At 72.1% G+C, this 15,605-nt stretch carries 18 protein-coding genes; 13 read left to right on the top strand and 5 right to left on the bottom strand.

The genetic code is table 11. The features are described from left to right. Positions 1–73: 73 nt before the first annotated feature. Together C7S10_RS00760 and C7S10_RS00755 are read left to right on the top strand one after the other, a co-directional pair. The gene (locus C7S10_RS00760) at positions 74–2,686 is read left to right on the top strand and encodes a lamin tail domain-containing protein (RefSeq protein WP_108342508.1); all 2,613 of its coding nucleotides are present in this window, start codon (positions 74–76) and stop codon (positions 2,684–2,686) included. 121 nt (positions 2,687–2,807) lie between these two features. Beyond that, entirely contained in the window at positions 2,808–3,701 is an 894-nt protein-coding gene (locus tag C7S10_RS00755; RefSeq protein ID WP_108342507.1) for a Bax inhibitor-1/YccA family protein, read from the top strand. Positions 3,702–3,835: 134 nt separating this feature from the next. Here C7S10_RS00755 and C7S10_RS00750 read toward each other — a convergent pair whose 3' ends face one another. Further along, entirely contained in the window at positions 3,836–4,888 is a 1,053-nt protein-coding gene (locus tag C7S10_RS00750) for an SGNH/GDSL hydrolase family protein (protein WP_108342506.1), read from the bottom strand. A 40-nt stretch (positions 4,889–4,928) separates the two neighbouring features. Between C7S10_RS00750 and C7S10_RS00745 the strand changes: the two genes are divergently transcribed. Both C7S10_RS00745 and C7S10_RS00740 read left to right on the top strand, forming a co-directional pair. Then, positions 4,929–6,320: a cystathionine beta-synthase gene (locus C7S10_RS00745; RefSeq protein ID WP_108342505.1), complete on the top strand. Its 1,392-nt coding sequence runs from the start codon at positions 4,929–4,931 to the stop codon at positions 6,318–6,320. An 11-nt stretch (positions 6,321–6,331) separates the two neighbouring features. Next, positions 6,332–6,766: a hypothetical protein gene (locus tag C7S10_RS00740; RefSeq protein WP_133176393.1), complete on the top strand. Its 435-nt coding sequence runs from the start codon at positions 6,332–6,334 to the stop codon at positions 6,764–6,766. Here the strand turns inward: C7S10_RS00740 and C7S10_RS00735 are convergent. Further along, on the bottom strand, positions 6,756–7,613 hold the full coding sequence (locus C7S10_RS00735; RefSeq protein ID WP_243395134.1) for a cobalamin-binding protein: 858 nt from the start codon (positions 7,611–7,613) through the stop codon (positions 6,756–6,758). The genes C7S10_RS00740 and C7S10_RS00735 overlap by 11 nt on opposite strands. 19 nt (positions 7,614–7,632) lie before the next feature. On the opposite strand from C7S10_RS00735, the gene C7S10_RS00730 reads away from it, so the two are divergent. The 5 genes from C7S10_RS00730 (at position 7,633) to C7S10_RS00710 (ending at position 11,669) form a co-directional block, all read left to right on the top strand. Then, complete coding sequence (locus C7S10_RS00730) at positions 7,633–8,409, top strand: sulfite exporter TauE/SafE family protein (protein ID WP_108342503.1); 777 nt, start codon at positions 7,633–7,635, stop codon at positions 8,407–8,409. 36 nt (positions 8,410–8,445) lie between these two features. Then, on the top strand, positions 8,446–9,489 hold the full coding sequence (locus C7S10_RS00725; protein ID WP_243395133.1) for a YihY/virulence factor BrkB family protein: 1,044 nt from the start codon (positions 8,446–8,448) through the stop codon (positions 9,487–9,489). Beyond that, positions 9,486–10,106 carry an IMPACT family protein gene (locus C7S10_RS00720; protein WP_108342502.1) on the top strand — a complete coding sequence of 207 codons (621 nt, stop codon included), beginning with the start codon at positions 9,486–9,488 and terminating at the stop codon, positions 10,104–10,106. Before C7S10_RS00725 ends, C7S10_RS00720 begins: the two co-directional genes overlap by 4 nt. Before the next feature lie 88 nt (positions 10,107–10,194). Further along, entirely contained in the window at positions 10,195–10,818 is a 624-nt protein-coding gene (locus C7S10_RS00715) for a hypothetical protein (protein WP_279303144.1), read from the top strand. 122 nt (positions 10,819–10,940) lie between these two features. After that, positions 10,941–11,669 carry a VOC family protein gene (locus C7S10_RS00710; protein ID WP_108342501.1) on the top strand — a complete coding sequence of 243 codons (729 nt, stop codon included), beginning with the start codon at positions 10,941–10,943 and terminating at the stop codon, positions 11,667–11,669. Between the two features lie 12 nt (positions 11,670–11,681). On the opposite strand, the gene C7S10_RS00705 is transcribed toward C7S10_RS00710, so the two are convergent. Next, on the bottom strand, positions 11,682–12,041 hold the full coding sequence (locus C7S10_RS00705; protein WP_108342500.1) for a YchJ family protein: 360 nt from the start codon (positions 12,039–12,041) through the stop codon (positions 11,682–11,684). Between the two features lie 55 nt (positions 12,042–12,096). Here C7S10_RS00705 and C7S10_RS00700 point away from each other — a divergent pair, with 55 nt between their 5' ends. Further along, positions 12,097–12,618: a DinB family protein gene (locus C7S10_RS00700; RefSeq protein WP_108342499.1), complete on the top strand. Its 522-nt coding sequence runs from the start codon at positions 12,097–12,099 to the stop codon at positions 12,616–12,618. Positions 12,619–12,636: 18 nt separating this feature from the next. On the opposite strand, the gene C7S10_RS00695 is transcribed toward C7S10_RS00700, so the two are convergent. After that, positions 12,637–13,023 carry a VOC family protein gene (locus tag C7S10_RS00695; RefSeq protein WP_207769181.1) on the bottom strand — a complete coding sequence of 129 codons (387 nt, stop codon included), beginning with the start codon at positions 13,021–13,023 and terminating at the stop codon, positions 12,637–12,639. Positions 13,024–13,094: 71 nt separating this feature from the next. On the opposite strand from C7S10_RS00695, the gene C7S10_RS00690 reads away from it, so the two are divergent. The 3 genes from C7S10_RS00690 (at position 13,095) to C7S10_RS00680 (ending at position 14,967) form a co-directional block, all read left to right on the top strand. Next, positions 13,095–13,607 carry a GNAT family N-acetyltransferase gene (locus C7S10_RS00690; protein WP_108342498.1) on the top strand — a complete coding sequence of 171 codons (513 nt, stop codon included), beginning with the start codon at positions 13,095–13,097 and terminating at the stop codon, positions 13,605–13,607. Between the two features lie 18 nt (positions 13,608–13,625). Next, positions 13,626–14,273, top strand: coding sequence for a response regulator (locus C7S10_RS00685; RefSeq protein WP_243395132.1), 648 nt, complete (start codon positions 13,626–13,628; stop codon positions 14,271–14,273). Positions 14,274–14,376: 103 nt separating this feature from the next. After that, positions 14,377–14,967 (top strand): hypothetical protein, encoded by a 591-nt coding sequence (locus tag C7S10_RS00680; protein WP_108342497.1) that lies wholly within the window; start codon positions 14,377–14,379, stop codon positions 14,965–14,967. 75 nt (positions 14,968–15,042) lie between these two features. On the opposite strand, the gene C7S10_RS00675 is transcribed toward C7S10_RS00680, so the two are convergent. Beyond that, entirely contained in the window at positions 15,043–15,480 is a 438-nt protein-coding gene (locus C7S10_RS00675) for a pyridoxamine 5'-phosphate oxidase family protein (RefSeq protein ID WP_108342496.1), read from the bottom strand. Positions 15,481–15,605: the final 125 nt, after the last annotated feature.

Genomic DNA, 15,605 nt, shown 5'->3' with positions numbered 1-15,605 from the left:
CTCCGTTCGTCGGCCTCCGCGACGTTTCGCTCGGCTGGTCAGCCACACCCCTTCCGAGCCCTGGAGTCAGTCCATGCGCGTTGCGCTTCGTTGTGCCCTGGCGGGAGCCCTCGCCGCCGTCACCCTCACCACGCTCACGGCGACGTCGGCCCTTGCCGACGCCGTGACCGACGTGAGGATCAACGAGGTCGAGTCCAACGGTGACCCGGTCGCGGACTGGATCGAGGTCACCAACACCGGATCGACCGCGGCGGACGTCTCCGGCTTCGTCGTCAAGGACAGCGACGACAGCCGGACCCTCACCTTCCCGGCCGGCTCCGTCGTCGCGCCCGGCGGACACCTCGCGATCCACACCGAGGGCCCGGGCGTCGTGGGTGGCTTCGGCCTCGGCGGCGCCGACTCCGCGCGCGTCTTCGCCGCCGACGGCACCACCCTCGTCGACTCCTACTCCTGGACGACCCACGCGACGACGACGTACGGGCGCTGCGCCGACGGCACGGGTGACTTCGTCGCCACCGTGTCGGCCACCAAGGCCGCCGCGAACGCCTGCCCCAGTGGGTTCGACCCGAGCAGCGTCCGGCTCAACGAGATCGAGTCCAACGGTGACGCGGTCGCCGACTGGGTCGAGCTCACCAACACGGGCAGCACCCCGGCCGACGTCTCCGGATGGAGGCTCAAGGACGCCGGCGCGAGCAACCCGTTCGTCACGATCCCCGCCAACACGGTGATCGCCCCGGGCGGGTTCTACGCGACCTACACCGAGTTCCCGCCGCCCGGCTTCGGCCTCGGGGTCGACGACACCGTGACGCTCTACCTCGCCGACGGGACGACGAAGGTCGACGAGCACGCGTCGTCGGGGGGCCACGCCGGTACGACGCTGGGTCGCTGCCCCGACGGCACGGGCGCCTGGCAGGAGACCACCGTCGCGACCCGCGGTGCCGCCAACGCCTGCAGCCCGATCCGTCTCAACGAGGTCGTCTCCGACCCCAACCCCGACTGGGTCGAGCTCGTCAACCTCTCGGGCACCGACATCGACGTCGCCGGCTGGGTGGTCAAGGACAGCGGGGACACCAACCCGACGACCCTGCCCAGCCCCAGCGTCGTGCCCGCCCACGGCCACCTCGTGGTCGACGCCCTGGCCGCCGGGCTCGGAGGCTCGGACGCCGTACGCCTCTTCGACCCGACCGCGAAGCTGATCGACTCGTTCGCCTGGACCACCCACGGTGTCCCGTCCTACGGCCGGTGCAAGGACGGGGTCGGCGCGTTCATCGCGACCGCCGCCCTCACCCGCGGCGCCGCCAACCAGTGTCCCGGCCTCGACCGGGCGCCGTGGCCGGGCTCGCAGACCGTCCAGGTCTCCGACGACGCGGCGACCTTCAACCAGGACGCCAGCGGCGTGGTCTTCGACCCGACCGACCCGACCACGCTGTGGGTCGCGCAGAACAAGGCCGGCACGCTGTGGAAGATGACGAAGAGCGGCAGCGCGTGGGTGCCCGCGAGCGGCTGGGCGGGTGGCAGGGACCCGCGCTACGCGGACGGCACCGGGGCGCCCGACTCCGAGGGCATCACGATCGGCCCCGACGGCGCGGTCTACCTCGCCACCGAGCGCGACAACTCCGTCAGCGGGGTCAGCAGGAACGCCGTGTTGCGCTACGAGCCGGGCACCTCGACCGGTGGCGGCCCGATCAGTGCCACCGACGAGTGGTCGCTCAACGCGCTGCTGCCCACCGTGGGCGCCAACCTCGGTCTCGAGGGCATCACCTGGATCCCGGACAACGCCCTCACCGCGGGCGGGTTCGTCGACCAGGCCACCGGCGCGGCGTACGACCCGGCGACCTATCCGCACCACGGCACCGGCCTCTACGTCGTCGCCGTCGAGGGCACCGGGCTGCTCCACGTCGTGGCGCTCGACCAGACCGCCGCCGTGCAGGAGACGGCACACCTCGTCGCCACGCTCGACCCGGAGCTGACCACGAACGCCGGCCCGAAGGGCGCCATGGACGTCAGCTGGGACCCGGAGCAGCAGCGCCTGTGGGCCGTGTGTGACGACAGCTGCGACGGCGTCACCGTGACGATGGAGCTCGACGACGCCGGGGCGTTCCGGGTCGCACAGGCCTTCGACCGCCCGGTGGGGATGCCCAACCTGAACAACGAGGGCTTCGCGATCGCGCCGCAGTCGACCTGCGGCGCGGGCAGCAAGGAGGTCGTGTGGAGCGACGACGGCGACACCGACGGGCACTCGCTGCGCTCGGGCACGATCCCGTGCGAGGTCCCGCCGACGCCCACCCCGACCCCCACGCCGATCCCCACGCCGACGCCCACGCCGACGCCCACCCCCACGACGGCCCCGACGGCGGCCCCGACCTCGGCCCCGACCTCGGCTCCGGCCGTGGGCAGCGTGACGATCGCCAAGGCAGGTAAGGGCAAGCTCGTCGTGTCGACGGGCCGTCGGGGCACGGTCGTCCTCCGGGTCGCGACCACCGCCGGCGGACCCGGTGGTGACGTCGTGGTCCGCATCGGCGGGTACGACGGCTCGCTGAAGGCGGTCCTCAAGGCCGACGGGCGGCTCGTCGTCCGGGTGCCCGAGCTGGCCAGGGCCGGACGGCGCACCCTGAAGGTGACGATCGCCGGCGACGACGCCCACCAGCGCACCTCGCGGAAGTTCGCGCTGTTCGTGCGCTCCTGAGAATCCCCTGAGCAGGGCCCGGATCGCCGTCCCCACGGGAACACCGGGCCCTGCTCGCACGTTTGGATGAGTAGCCGCCGAGTAAGGTGGCGGCACACCACACGGCCTCCAAGGAGAGACCATGAAGAGCAACAACCCGGTTTTCAACCGTTCCGAGGAGTTCAACGGGACGGCCAACGCCTACGGCAACCAGAGCTACGCCGGTGGTGGACAGGCCTACCCCGGCTACGGCCAGGCTCCCTCCGCCCCCGAGTACGGCGACCCCTCGCAGTGGGGCACCGGCACCCCGACCCAGCAGGTCGACCAGGGCCGGATGACCGTCGACTCGGTCGTCCAGAAGACCGCCATGACCCTGGCCGTCGTGATCGCCTTCGCGGCGCTCACGTGGTTCTGGACCGGCGACTCGATCACCGAGAGCGGCCTCGCCAACGAGGACAACATCGGCAAGCTCTACCTCGCGCTGATGGTCGGCTCGTTCGGCGCCTTCGCGCTGTCGATGGTCAACTCGTTCAAGAAGATCATCAGCCCCGCGCTGGTGCTCGCCTTCGCCGCGCTCGAGGGCGTGGCGCTCGGCGCGTTCTCGAAGATCATCCCGGCCTACGCGGGTGTCGACACCGGCATCGTCCTGCAGGCCGTGATCGGCACCTTCGCGGCCTTCGCGGGCACGCTGGCGGCGTACAAGTTCTTCGACATCCAGGTCGGCAACAAGTTCCGCACGTTCGTCGTCGCGGCCATGTTCGGCATGGTGGCGCTGGGCCTGCTCGAGATGGTGCTGGGCTTCTTCGGCAACCAGATCGGCTTCTTCGGCTTCGGCGGCCTCGGCCTCGTGTTCGCCATCGGCGGCCTCGTGCTGGGTGTCTTCATGCTGATCCTCGACTTCGACTTCGTCGAGCAGGGCGTCCGCGCCGGGCTCCCGGAGCGAGAGTCGTGGCGGGCCGCGTTTGCGCTGACCGTCAGCCTCGTCTGGATCTACACCAACCTGCTGCGGATCCTGGCGATCTTCCAGCAGGACTGAGCCTGCCCCGCTCCGCCGGCCCGACGTCATCGAGACGTCGGGTCGGCGTCATTTCCGGGCCCGTCCGCGAGTAACGGGTCGAAAGAAGCACTCCCGCCCCCACCAGTGGGGGCGGGAGTGTCACGTTCGACCCGTTACCCGTCGATCGCGGCCGGTTCCTGGTCGGGTGACGCCTCGGTGTCCTCGGTCTCCTCGGGCGACTCGACCTCGGCGTGCGGGTGACGACGCCGGTGCCGCAGCTCGACCCAGCGCCCCCGCAGCCCGCGCTGGGCGCCCGAGACCTCGGTGCCGCCGAGCTCGGTGCCGGGCGTCTTGACGGCGCGTACGGCGGCGGCCGCGACGGGCAGGACGCCCTCGCCGCGGTAGGCCTCGGGGAGCGCCTCGTCCTCGGGGATCAGGCCGAGCGCGGCCAGGCACGAGGGGATCAGCACCGACGCGAGCTGCTTGTAGCCGTCGGCGGAGGGGTGGAACTGGTCGGGGCCGAACAGCACGGCCGGCGCGGCGGCGAACTCGGGCCCGAGGATCGAGGCGAGCGCGACCGTGCGGCCGCCCTCCTCGACCACGGCGATCGTCTGCGCCGCGGCCAGCCGGCGCGACCACGAGCGGGCGACCTGCTTGAGCGGGGGAGCGATGGGCTTGATGGTGCCGAGGTCGGGGCAGGTGCCGACGACGACGGTGCAGCCCTCCTCGCGCAGGAGGCGCACACCCTCGGCGAGGTGCTGCACCGACTGCGACGGCAGCACCGAGTGGGTCACGTCGTTGGCGCCGATCAGGATGACCGCGATGTCGGGCTCGGTCAGCAGGGCCGCCTCGACCTGCACCGCGAGGTCGCTGGAGCGGGCGCCGACCTTGGCGAACTCGCGCAGGTGGACGCGGCGGTTGGCCTGCGTCGCGATCCCGCTCGCCAGCTGTGCGCCGGGTGTGTCCTCGACCCGGTCGACGCCGTAGCCGGCGGCGCTGGAGTCGCCCAGGAGCACGAGCCGGATCGCCGGCCCGGGCCGGCCACGGCCGTACCACCCGCTCGACTCCGGCGGTCGGTGGCCGGCGCTCGGCTCGCCGATGGCCCGGCGCGCGAGCTTGGCCTCGGCCCGCAGGACGCCGTACAACCCGGCTCCCAGCACGGACAGGCCGCCGCCCCCGAATGCCGCCGCCGATGCGAGCTTGCGCGCTGCCCCTGCTGTCCCCACGACTTCATGTTAATGGCCGGTAGGTGGCTAGATTGACCGGGTGAAATTCGTGAACTCTCTCCTGGACCTCATCGGCAACACCCCGCTGCTGAGGCTCTCCACCTCTCTCGACGATCTCGGGAAGGCCGACGGACCGCTGGTGCTCGCGAAGGTCGAGTACCTCAACCCCGGCGGATCCGTGAAGGACCGCATCGCGACCCGCATGATCGAGGCCGCCGAGGCCTCCGGCGAGCTGCAGCCCGGCGGCACGATCGTCGAGCCGACCTCCGGCAACACCGGCGTCGGGCTCGCGATGGTGGCGCAGGCCAAGGGCTACAAGTGCGTCTTCGTGTGCCCCGACAAGGTCAGCGAGGACAAGCGCAACGTCCTCAAGGCGTACGGCGCCGAGGTGGTCGTCTGCCCGACCGCCGTCGCCCCGGAGCACCCCGACTCCTACTACAACGTCAGCGACCGGCTCTCCAAGCAGCCCGGCGCCTGGAAGCCCGACCAGTACTCCAACCCGCACAACCCGCGCTCGCACTACGAGACCACCGGTCCGGAGGTCTGGGAGCAGACCGACGGCAAGATCACCCACTTCGTGTGCGGCGTCGGCACCGGCGGCACCATCTCCGGCATCGGTCGCTACCTCAAGGAGCAGAACCCCGAGGTCCAGGTCATCGGCGCCGACCCGGCCGGCTCGGTCTACTCCGGCGGCACCGGTCGCCCCTACCTCGTCGAGGGCGTCGGTGAGGACTTCTGGCCCGACACCTACGACCGCACGGTCGCCGACCGCATCATCGAGGTCTCCGACGCCGACTCCTTCGCCTTCACCCGCCGCCTGGCCCGCGAGGAGGCGCTGCTCGTCGGCGGCTCGTCGGGCATGGCCGCCTTCGCCGCCAAGCAGCTCGCCGAGGAGCTCGCCGCCGAGGGCCGCACCGACGCGGTGATCGTGGTGCTGCTGCCCGACTCCGGTCGCGGCTACCTCACCAAGGTCTTCAACGACGAGTGGCTGGGGCAGTACGGCTTCGCCACCGCCGGCGACTCGCAGGACCGCACGGTCGGCGAGGTGCTGCGCGGCAAGTCGGGTCGGCTGCCCGACCTCGTGCACACCCACCCGAGCGAGACGGTCGCCGAGGCCGTGCACATCCTCCAGGAGTACGGCGTCTCGCAGATGCCCGTCGTCCGCGCCGAGCCGCCGATCGTGGCCGCCGAGGTCGCGGGCTCGGTGTCCGAGCGTGCCCTGCTCGACGCGCTGTTCGCGGGCCACGCCAAGCTCACCGACCCGGTCGAGCAGCACATGTCGGCCTCGCTGCCCTCGATCGGCTCGACGTCGCCGGCCCGCGAGGCGGTCGGTCTCCTGGAGTCGTCCGACGCGGTGCTCGTGCACGAGGACGGCAAGCCGGTCGGGGTGCTGACGCGCCAGGACCTGCTCGCCTTCTTGGCCCGCGGGTGATGATGAAGCCCGTGACGATCCTCCTGCGGGCCGCGCTCGCTGCCCTGCTCCTCGTGCTCGCCGTCGGCTGCTCCGACGACTCCGGCTCCGGCGACGCTGCCACCGGCGAGGACGCCAAGGTCCAGGTCGAGCTCGGCGACGAGTTCACCTGGAACGACTTCACGGTCGCGAAGGGCTGGACCCTCGACAGCACGACGGCGACGATCGAGATGGAGGAGTCGGAGCAGCCGCAGATCACCGCCGAGGTGACCAACGACGGCGACGAGTCCCGGTTCGCGATCTTCGAGATCGTCTTCGTCGGCGACGACAAGCTCCAGGCGACGCTGATCTGCCGCTCCGACGAGGAGCTCGAGCCCGGGGCGTCGGGCACGCTGCAGTGCCCCGGCCTCGGCCAGGTCATGCCCCGGGGCTACGACCTGATCCAGGTCGAGAAGTTCACGCGCTAGACGCGCACATCTCGTCCAGGACCCGCGCCAGCTCCTCGATCCCGTCGAGCAGGCGCGGGCCCGGGCGAGCCCATGCGGCATCGGCGTCCACGGCATGCACGCGTACGCCGCTGGGCAGCTCCCCGGCTATCTCGTCGGCCAGCGCCCGGGCACCCGCCCGGTCGTAGCCGCACGGCGCCACCACGACCAGGTCCGGGCGGGCCGCGTCGACGTCGGCCCACGTCGTGCGGACGCTCTTCGCCCCGGCGACGCCGAGCACCGGTTCGCCGCCGGCGAGGTCGATCATCTCGGGGATCCAGTGCCCGGGGGCGAACGGCGGGTCGGTCCACTCCAGGAGCACGACCCGTGGCCGCGGTCGGTGTGCCACGCGGCGTACGACCTCGGCGAGGCGGGCGTGGAGCCCGGCCACGAGCGAGGCGGCTGCGTCCTCGCGGCCGGTCGCCCGTCCCAGGGTGTGGATCGTGGCGAACACCTCGTCGAGGGTGTGCGGGTCGAGGGTGAGGACCTCGGCCGTGCAGCCGAGGTGGGCGAGTGCGTCGTCGACCACGGACACGTCCACCGCGCACACCGCACACAGGTCCTGGGTGACGACGAGGTCTGCGTCGAGGTCGGCGAGCGCGCCCTCGTCGAGGCGGTAGAGGTCCTGACCGGCAGCCGTCGCGGCGACCACGAAGTCGTCGATCTCCTTGGGCGTCAGTCCCTCCGGCATCGCGCTCGTCGAGACGATCCGCCGGGTGCGCGCCTCGGGCGGGAAGTCGCACTCGAACGTCACCCCCACCACGTCCTGACCGGCCCCGATCGCGAACAGGATCTCGGTGGTCGAGGGCAGCAGGGAGACGATGCGCACGGCCCCTAGGGTGGCACGCATGGAGCTGTCGACCACCACGATCGCGCTCCTGGTGCTCGCGGCCCTCGCGGCCGGGTTCGTCGACGCCGTCGTCGGTGGCGGCGGCCTGATCCAGCTCCCCGCCCTGCTGATCGGGCTGCCTGGCGCGTCGGTCGTGCAGATCGCGGCCACCAACAAGCTGGCGTCGTTCTGCGGGACCACGATCAGCGCGGCGACGTACTTCCGCAGGATCCGACCCGACCCGCGCACCTTCGGGCCCTTGATGCTCGCGGCCTTCGTCGGCTCGTTCGGCGGCGCCCTGGTGGCGTCCCTCATGCCCCGCTCGGCCTTCGACCCGATCATCCTGGTGATCCTCGTGCTCGTGGGCGCCTACGTCTGGTTCCGGCCGAGCGTCGGGTCGCTGACCCAGCTGCGGTTCAGCGGCGGGCAGCACGTCTCGGCCGTGCTCGTGACGGGCCTCGCCGTCGGCTTCTACGACGGCGCGATCGGCCCGGGGACCGGCTCGTTCTTCGTCTTCGCGCTGGTGGGGCTGCTCGGCTACAACTTCCTCGAGGCCTCCGCCAAGGCCAAGCTCGCCAACTGGGCGACCAACCTCGCGGCCCTGGTCGTCTTCGTCCCGCAGGGGGCCGTGCTGTGGCAGCTCGCGCCGCTGATGGCGGTGGCCAACATCGTGGGCGGCTACGCCGGTGCGCGGGTCGCGGTCGCCCGCGGCTCGCGCTTCGTGCGGATCTTCTTCCTCGTCGTCGTCACGGCCCTGGTCGTGCGACTCGGTGGGGGACTGCTCCACGCGTGGTGAGGCTCCCGCTGCGAGCCTGCCGGTAGCGTTCGCTCCGTGGGCGTGGTGGGGACGATCGACGGCTTCCAGCGCCGGCATCCGGTCATCGGGTTCCCGCTCGCGGTGATCTACAAGTTCTTCGACGACCAGGGCAACTACTTGGCCGCGATGATGACCTACTACGCGTTCGTCTCGATCTTCCCGCTGATGCTGCTGGGCACCTCGATCCTGGGCTTCGTGCTCGGCGCCAAGCCGGAGTGGCAGGAGGACATCCTCAACTCCGCCCTGAGCCAGTTCCCCATCATCGGCGACCAGCTCGGCCGCCCGGAGGGACTGACGGGGTCGGCGTCCGGCATCGCCTTCGGTTCGCTGGCCGCGCTCTACGGATCCCTGGGCCTCGCGAACTGCCTCCAGAACGCCATGCACGTCGCCTGGTCGGTGCCACGCAACTCCCGCCCCAACCCGTTCTACGCACGCTTCAAGAGCCTCGTCCTGCTGATCACCGCCGGCGCCGCGCTGCTGTCGGTGACCGTCGTGTCGACGATCGCCACCACGACCACGTCCTTCCTCGACGTCGGCGTGCCGGGCCTGGTGCCGGTCCTCACCGTGCTCGTGGTCGGGTCGATGCTCTCGGTCCTGTTCCGCTACGCCGCGACCGGGCAGCACAGCTTCCGACGGGCCGCGCCGGGCGGGTTCGCGCTCGCGCTGATGTGGCAGCTCCTGCAGTTCCTCGGTGCGTTGTACGTCGCCAACGTGCTCGTCGACACCACGTCGATGACCAAGACCTTCGGACTCGTCCTCGGGCTGGTCGGGTTCTTGTTCATCGGCGCCGTGATGGCGGTGCTCGCGATGGAGATCAACGTGGTGATCGCGCGCCGGCTCTTCCCCCGCGCGCTGCTGACCCCCTTCACCGACGCCGTCGAGCTGACGCCGGCGGACCGGCGGGCCTACGCGTCGTACGCCCGGATGCAGCGGCACAAGGGCTTCGAGAAGGTCTCGGTGTCGTGGGAGGAGCGGCAGGACGAGGGCGACGAGGAGAGCGCCCAGGACAGCGCGGTCGAGAGCACCGTCGAGGGCAAGAGGGAGGGCAAGGGCGAGTGAGGTCCTACCTCACGCTGGCCCGCGACGCTCGGGCCGAGCTGGAGGTGTCCCGCTCGCGGTTCGCGTGCACGCTGCGCCGGGTCGGCTCGGAGGCTGACGCCCGCGCGCTGGTCGCTGGGCTCCGACGCGCCCATCCCGACGCCGGGCACCACTGCTCGGCCTTCGTGCTCGGGCCCGACGGCTCGCTCCAGCGGTCGTCCGACGACGGCGAGCCGGCCGGCACGGCGGGCGCGCCGATGCTGGAGGTGCTGCGCGGGGCGGGCGTCAGCGACGTCGCGGCGGTGGTGACGCGGTGGTTCGGGGGCACGCTGCTCGGTGCCGGCGGTCTCGTCCGGGCGTATGGCGACACCGTCCGGCTCGCCCTCGCGGAGGCCGGCACGCTGCGTCGCGACCTCGTGACCGAGTTCGCCCTCCGCCTGGGTCACGCCGACGCCGGACGGGTGGAGGGGGAGCTGCGGGCACGCGGCCTGGTGGTGCTCGATGCGGCGTACGGCGCCGACGTGCGCCTCGTCGTCGGCTCCCGCGACCCCGACACCGTGGGCCCGGTCGTCGCGGAGGTGACGGGCGGCGGGGTGGTGCCCGAACCCGTCGGCGAGCGCTGGGTCGACGCGCGCTGAGATCTCCGGTGGTCGGTCCGGGAATACGCTTGCGCTGGCACTCTTGTAACGGTGTAATTATGTAACGAACGAAGCAAGGAGACACATGATGAACACCCCAGACGACAGCTCCGAGAACAACGAGACCCGCGGCGAGCGCCGCGGGCGAGGGCGTGGCGGACGAGGTGGCCCGCACGGCCGCGGCGGTCCCGGCGGTCGTGGCCGCGGCGGCTGGCAGGTCGCCGACCTGCCCAGCGCCACCGACGCCGCCGACTGGTTCGCCGGCCGGCTCCCGTCCGAGTGGTTCGACTCGGTCGAGGTGAGCACCGACCGCGAGGAGATCCTCGTGATCGGCACCCTGGCCGACGAGTCCGCCACCGATGCCGAGGCCGAGGGGCGGATCAGCCGCTTCCGGTCCGACACCCGCGAGCAGCGCATCGAGATCGCCCTCGAGGCCGAGTCGCGCTACCAGCGCAAGGTCTCGTGGGGCGCCCGCCTCGGCGACACCACCGCACTCTTCACGCACGTGTCCGCCCCGGTCATGACGCGACTGCGCCAGCCGGAGCGGCAGGTGCTCGACACCCTCGTGGACGCGGGCGTGGCCCGCTCCCGCTCCGACGCGCTCGCGTGGTCGGTCCGGCTGGTCGGCGAGCACGCCGACGAGTGGCTCGGCCAGCTGCGCGACGCGATGGCCGAGGTCGACAAGCTGCGCGGCCAGGGTCCGGCCCTCTGACCCGCAGCGGTCCCGCGGGACGTCCGACGATGCGGCTGTCGGGCCAACCACGTCGTCGGACGTCCCGGCTGCCGTCCGACGGTGCGGTCGCGCGGGACTGCCAGGTTCCCTAGGGTCGGTCCATGTTCTGGCTGACCGCCTTCCTCGACGTACCCCCACCGCACTTCGAGCCCGCCGTCGACTTCTGGTCGGCGGTGAGCGGCTGGACGCCGTCGGCCCGCCGGGGCGACGACGAGGAGTTCCTCACCCTGACCCCGGCGGAGGGCGACCCCCACCTCAAGATGCAGCGGGTCGGCGACGGCGCCCCGCGGCTGCACCTCGACGTGCACGTCCCCGACCCGCGGGCCGAGGCCGACCGGGCGATCGGCCTCGGCGCCGTCGAGGTCGCCGACCAGCGTGCCGATCAGGGCTACGTCGTGCTGCGCTCGCCCGGTGGACTGACCTTCTGCCTGGTCAACCACCCGGCCGGCACTGCTGCTCCCGCAGCCTCCTGGCCGGGTGGCTCACGCAGCGCCATCGACCAGGTCTGCCTCGACATCCCGCGGGAGACCTTCGAGGACGAGGCCGGGTTCTGGCAGTCCCTGCTCGGCTGGCCGCGGTCGGGCGCATCGCTGCCCGAGTTCGACCGGCTGGTCCGCCCCGACGACCAGGCGCTGCGCATCCTGATGCAACGCACCGGCGACGACGGGCCGGTCCGTGCGCACCTCGACCTCGCCTGCTCGCAGCGCGACCGCGAGATCCTGCGCCACGTCGGGCTCGGCGCGCACGTCGTCTCCGAGCACAGCTTCTGGACCGTGCTCGAGGACCCCGCCGGGATGCACTACTGCCTGACCGACCGCCCGCCGGCCTGAGGGCCGCGCGGGTCAGGGCAATGCGGCGACGTACACCCAGCGCCCGCCGCGCTGCTCGAAGACGCTGCGCTCGCGCAGCTCGCCGGGCCCGGCGGGGGAGTCGTAGTGCGCGACGAACTCCACCGCGTCGCCACGGGCGTCGAGCACCTCGAGCCGGGTCCACGTGAGCCCCGGATCGGCAGACAGGTCGTCGGGGCGGGTGCGTGGGTGCCAGGTGCGGAAGACGTAGTCGGTCTCGCCGAGGGCGTAGGCCGCGAACCGCGAGCGCATCAGCTGCTCGGGGGTCGTCGCCGTGGCGGCGCCGCGGTGCAGCGGACCGCAGCAGGCGTCGTACGGCGCTGCGGACCCGCACGGGCAGTCGCGAGTGAACACCCGGCGAGCCTAAAGGTGTCGCCCGGCCCCCGGCGCGGCCGCTAGCGTCGCCGCCATGACCGATCGCCCCGACCCGCCCACCTCCGGCCCCGAGGCCGTCCAGCTGCGCGCGTGGCTCGACTTCCACCGCCAGACCCTCAAGCAGAAGGCCGCGGGCCTGACCCAGGAGGAGCTCGCCCGGCCCCTCGCCCCGAGCACGCTCACCCTCGGCGGCCTGCTCAAGCACATGGCGCTCGTGGAGGACAACTGGTTCTCGGTGGTGCTGCTCGGGCGCGAGGACGCGGCGCCGTGGCAGGGCGTGGACTGGGAGGGCGACCCCGACTGGGAGTTCCGCACGGCGGCCGACGACTCGCCCGAGGTGCTCCTCGGCCTGCTCGACGACGCGATCGCGGCCAGCGACCGGATCCTCGACAAGATCGGCGACGACCTCGACACGGTCGCCAAGGTGGCCAGCCGCCACACCGGACAGCCCTTCGACCTGCGCTGGATCCTGATCCACATGATCGAGGAGTACGCACGCCACAACGGCCACGCCGACCTGATCCGCGAGTCGGTGGACGGCGCGACCGGCGCCTGAGGCCGGCCGGGCGCGCGGCTAGGTGACCCCCTGGTGCAGGCAGAGCACGTGACCGTCGGGGTCCTTGAACCACGCCGCCCGCTCGTCGCCGAACTCGCAGACGTGGTCGACCGTCTTGACGTCGGGCAGGTCGTAGTCCTCGAAGGTCACCCCGCGCCCCTCCAGAGCGCTGATCTCCGAGGTGACGTCCTCGACCTCGAAGCTCATCGCCGTGCTCTCGGCCGGATGGCTGTCGGGGCGGGGGAGCAGCACGAGGGTGGTGCCGCCGCCGAGGACGAACATCGCGCTGCCCTCGTCGTTGCGGCCGGTGAAGTCGAGGCCGAGGGTCTCGGCGTAGAACTGCTGTGCGCGGTCGACATCGGTGACGGGGAGCATCATCGCGACCGGGCGGTGTTCGAGCGACATGGTGCGCCTCCTTCGTCACCTCCATGATCCGCCGCAGGCGCCGGCACCACATCGACGATTGAGGGGAAGTCATGACCAGTCGCACCAACAGCGGCACCAGCAGCAGCACCGCCGTCCGCACCGCCACCGACGCCGACTGGCCGGCGATCTGGCCGATCTTCGACGAGATCGTCCGGGCGGGGGAGACCTACGCCTTCCCGATCGACCTGACGATCGACACGGCGCGGCCGTGGTGGATGACGGACCACGTCGTCGTGCTCGAGGAAGAGGGAGCGGTCCTCGGCAGCGCCAAGATGGGGCCCAACCGCCCGGGCCGCGGCGCGCACGTCGGCACCGCGTCGTTCATGGTCGACCCCGCTGCGCGCGGGCGCGGTGTCGGGCGGCGGCTCGGCGAGCACGTCGTGCAGTGGCACCGCGCCGCCGGGTTCGCCGGAATCCAGTTCAACGCCGTGGTGGAGACCAACACCGTCGCCGTACGCCTCTGGCAGGACCTCGGCTTCGAGATCGTCGGTACCGTCCCGCGCGCCTTCGACCACCCCACGCACGGGCGGGTCGGTCTGCACGTGATGTACCTCGAGCTGTAGGCCTGCTTCGATGGGCGCGTGAGCACGCCGATCCGGGTCTTCCTCCTCGACGACCACGACGTCGTGCGGGAGGGCCTGCGCGTCCTGCTCGAGCGGCACGACGACATCGAGGTCGTCGGCGAGTCCGCCTCCGCCGTCGAGGCCACGGCCAGGATCCCGGCGCTGAGGCCCGACGTCGCGGTGCTCGACGCCCGGCTCCCGGACGGCTCGGGGATCGAGGTGTGCCGGGCCGTCCGCTCGGTCGACCCGGACGTCCAGGCACTGGTGCTGACGTCCTACGACGACGACGAGGCGCTGTTCGCGGCGATCATGGCCGGCGCCGCGGGATACGTCCTCAAGGAGATCCGCAGCAGCGACCTCGTGAACGCCGTGCGCCAGGTGGCGGCCGGCAACTCGCTGATCGACCCGGCTCTGACCGCGAGGGTCCTCGAACGGGTGCGCAACGGGCCGGCGACCGCGCCCGAGCTGGCCGCCCTCACCGAGCAGGAGCTGAGCATCCTGGAGCACGTCGCCCAGGGGCTCACCAACCGCCAGATCGGAGAGCAGATGTTCCTGGCGGAGAAGACGGTCAAGAACTACGTCTCGAGCATCCTGGCCAAGCTGGGCGTGGAGCGCCGCACGCAGGCGGCGGTGCTGGCCTCGAAGCTCCTCGGTCCCGGTCGGTAGGGACCTTCGGCGCCCGACCAGGGGACCTCGTCCCCTGCCGGTGCCGCCCCGGCCTCGCGAGGGTGGAGGTGCCAGGAAACCACCACCAGCAGGAGGGCTCGCCATGACCGTCATCCCCCGCCACCACCACGTCGCCAGCGAGGGGCTCGACACCCCGGACGTCGCGGCGACCGAGTCCCCGCTCGACCGGGCGATCGCGGTCCTGCGCATCGCCTACGGCGTCATCTTCCTGTGGGCCTTCCTGGACAAGACCTTCGCCCTGGGCTTCCACACCGGCTACGACCAGGAGGGGGTGCTGCACCGCTTCGGCGACGCCGCCTGGATCAACGGCGGCAGCCCGACCGAGGGCTTCCTGAGCTTCGCCATCCCGGCCGACAACCCGTTCAAGGGCTTCTTCAACGGCCTCGCCGGCCACGCGGTCGTCGACTGGCTCTTCATGCTGGGCCTGCTCGGGATCGGGGTCACGCTGCTCCTGGGCGTCGGGATGCGGATCGGCACCGCCGCCGGCGCCCTGATGTACGCCTTCATGTACGCCGCGTCGCTGCCGCTCGAGAACAACCCCGTGGTCGACGACCACCTCGTCGGCGTGATCGTCATGGTGGTGCTGGCCCTCGCCGCGGCCGGCGGCACGTGGGGCCTGGGCCGACCGTGGGCGCGCACCCGGACGGTGCGGAGGTATCCCGTCCTGCGATGAGCGTGGGGGAGCACGACGAGGGACCCGCCCGGGTGACCGGGCGGGTCCCTCGTCGTGTGCCAACACCCGCCGGACTCAGGTCGTGGGGCGCTGGGGCATGGTGGCCTCGAGGTCCCAGCCGCCGCCGAGGCGGCGTCCGCTCACCTCGTCCAGCGGGATGCGGAGGTAGAGCGTGCGGGTCCCCGACGCCCACGGCCGCGGCAGCAGGCGTCCCAGCGTGCGCACCTCCTCGGGGTCCTCCACCATCTCCGCCCGTCCCCTCACGACCACGCTCCAGCCGCGCTGCTGGGCGTGCTCGACGTGGTCGACCTCGAACGCCAGCAGGGTGTCGCGCCCGGAGCTCCCGAGCACGCTGTAGGGCGCCGTCGCGACGACGACGTCGCCGCGGCTCACGGTGTAGTTGACCGGCACGATGTGCGGTCCGGTCGGGGTCGCCAGCGCCACGCGCCCGACCTCGCCGCGCCGCAGCAGCGCCTCGCACTCGCTCCGGCTCAGGTTCCGCAGCTCCGCCATGACGCACCTCCGACTCGTGGGTTGGCCCCCATCGTCGGCGCGGGCCGCGCGGGGACGTCAGGGTCGTTGGTCCCACGTCGCGGGACCGATGCGCCCGACCTTGCTTGCCCGCGGGTCTAGCGTTG

The organism is Nocardioides currus, from assembly GCF_003057875.1.
Lineage (GTDB): Bacteria > Actinomycetota > Actinomycetes > Propionibacteriales > Nocardioidaceae > Nocardioides > Nocardioides currus.
Note: the sequence above shows the minus strand (reverse complement) of the source record. Positions and strands in the feature narration are given on the sequence as shown.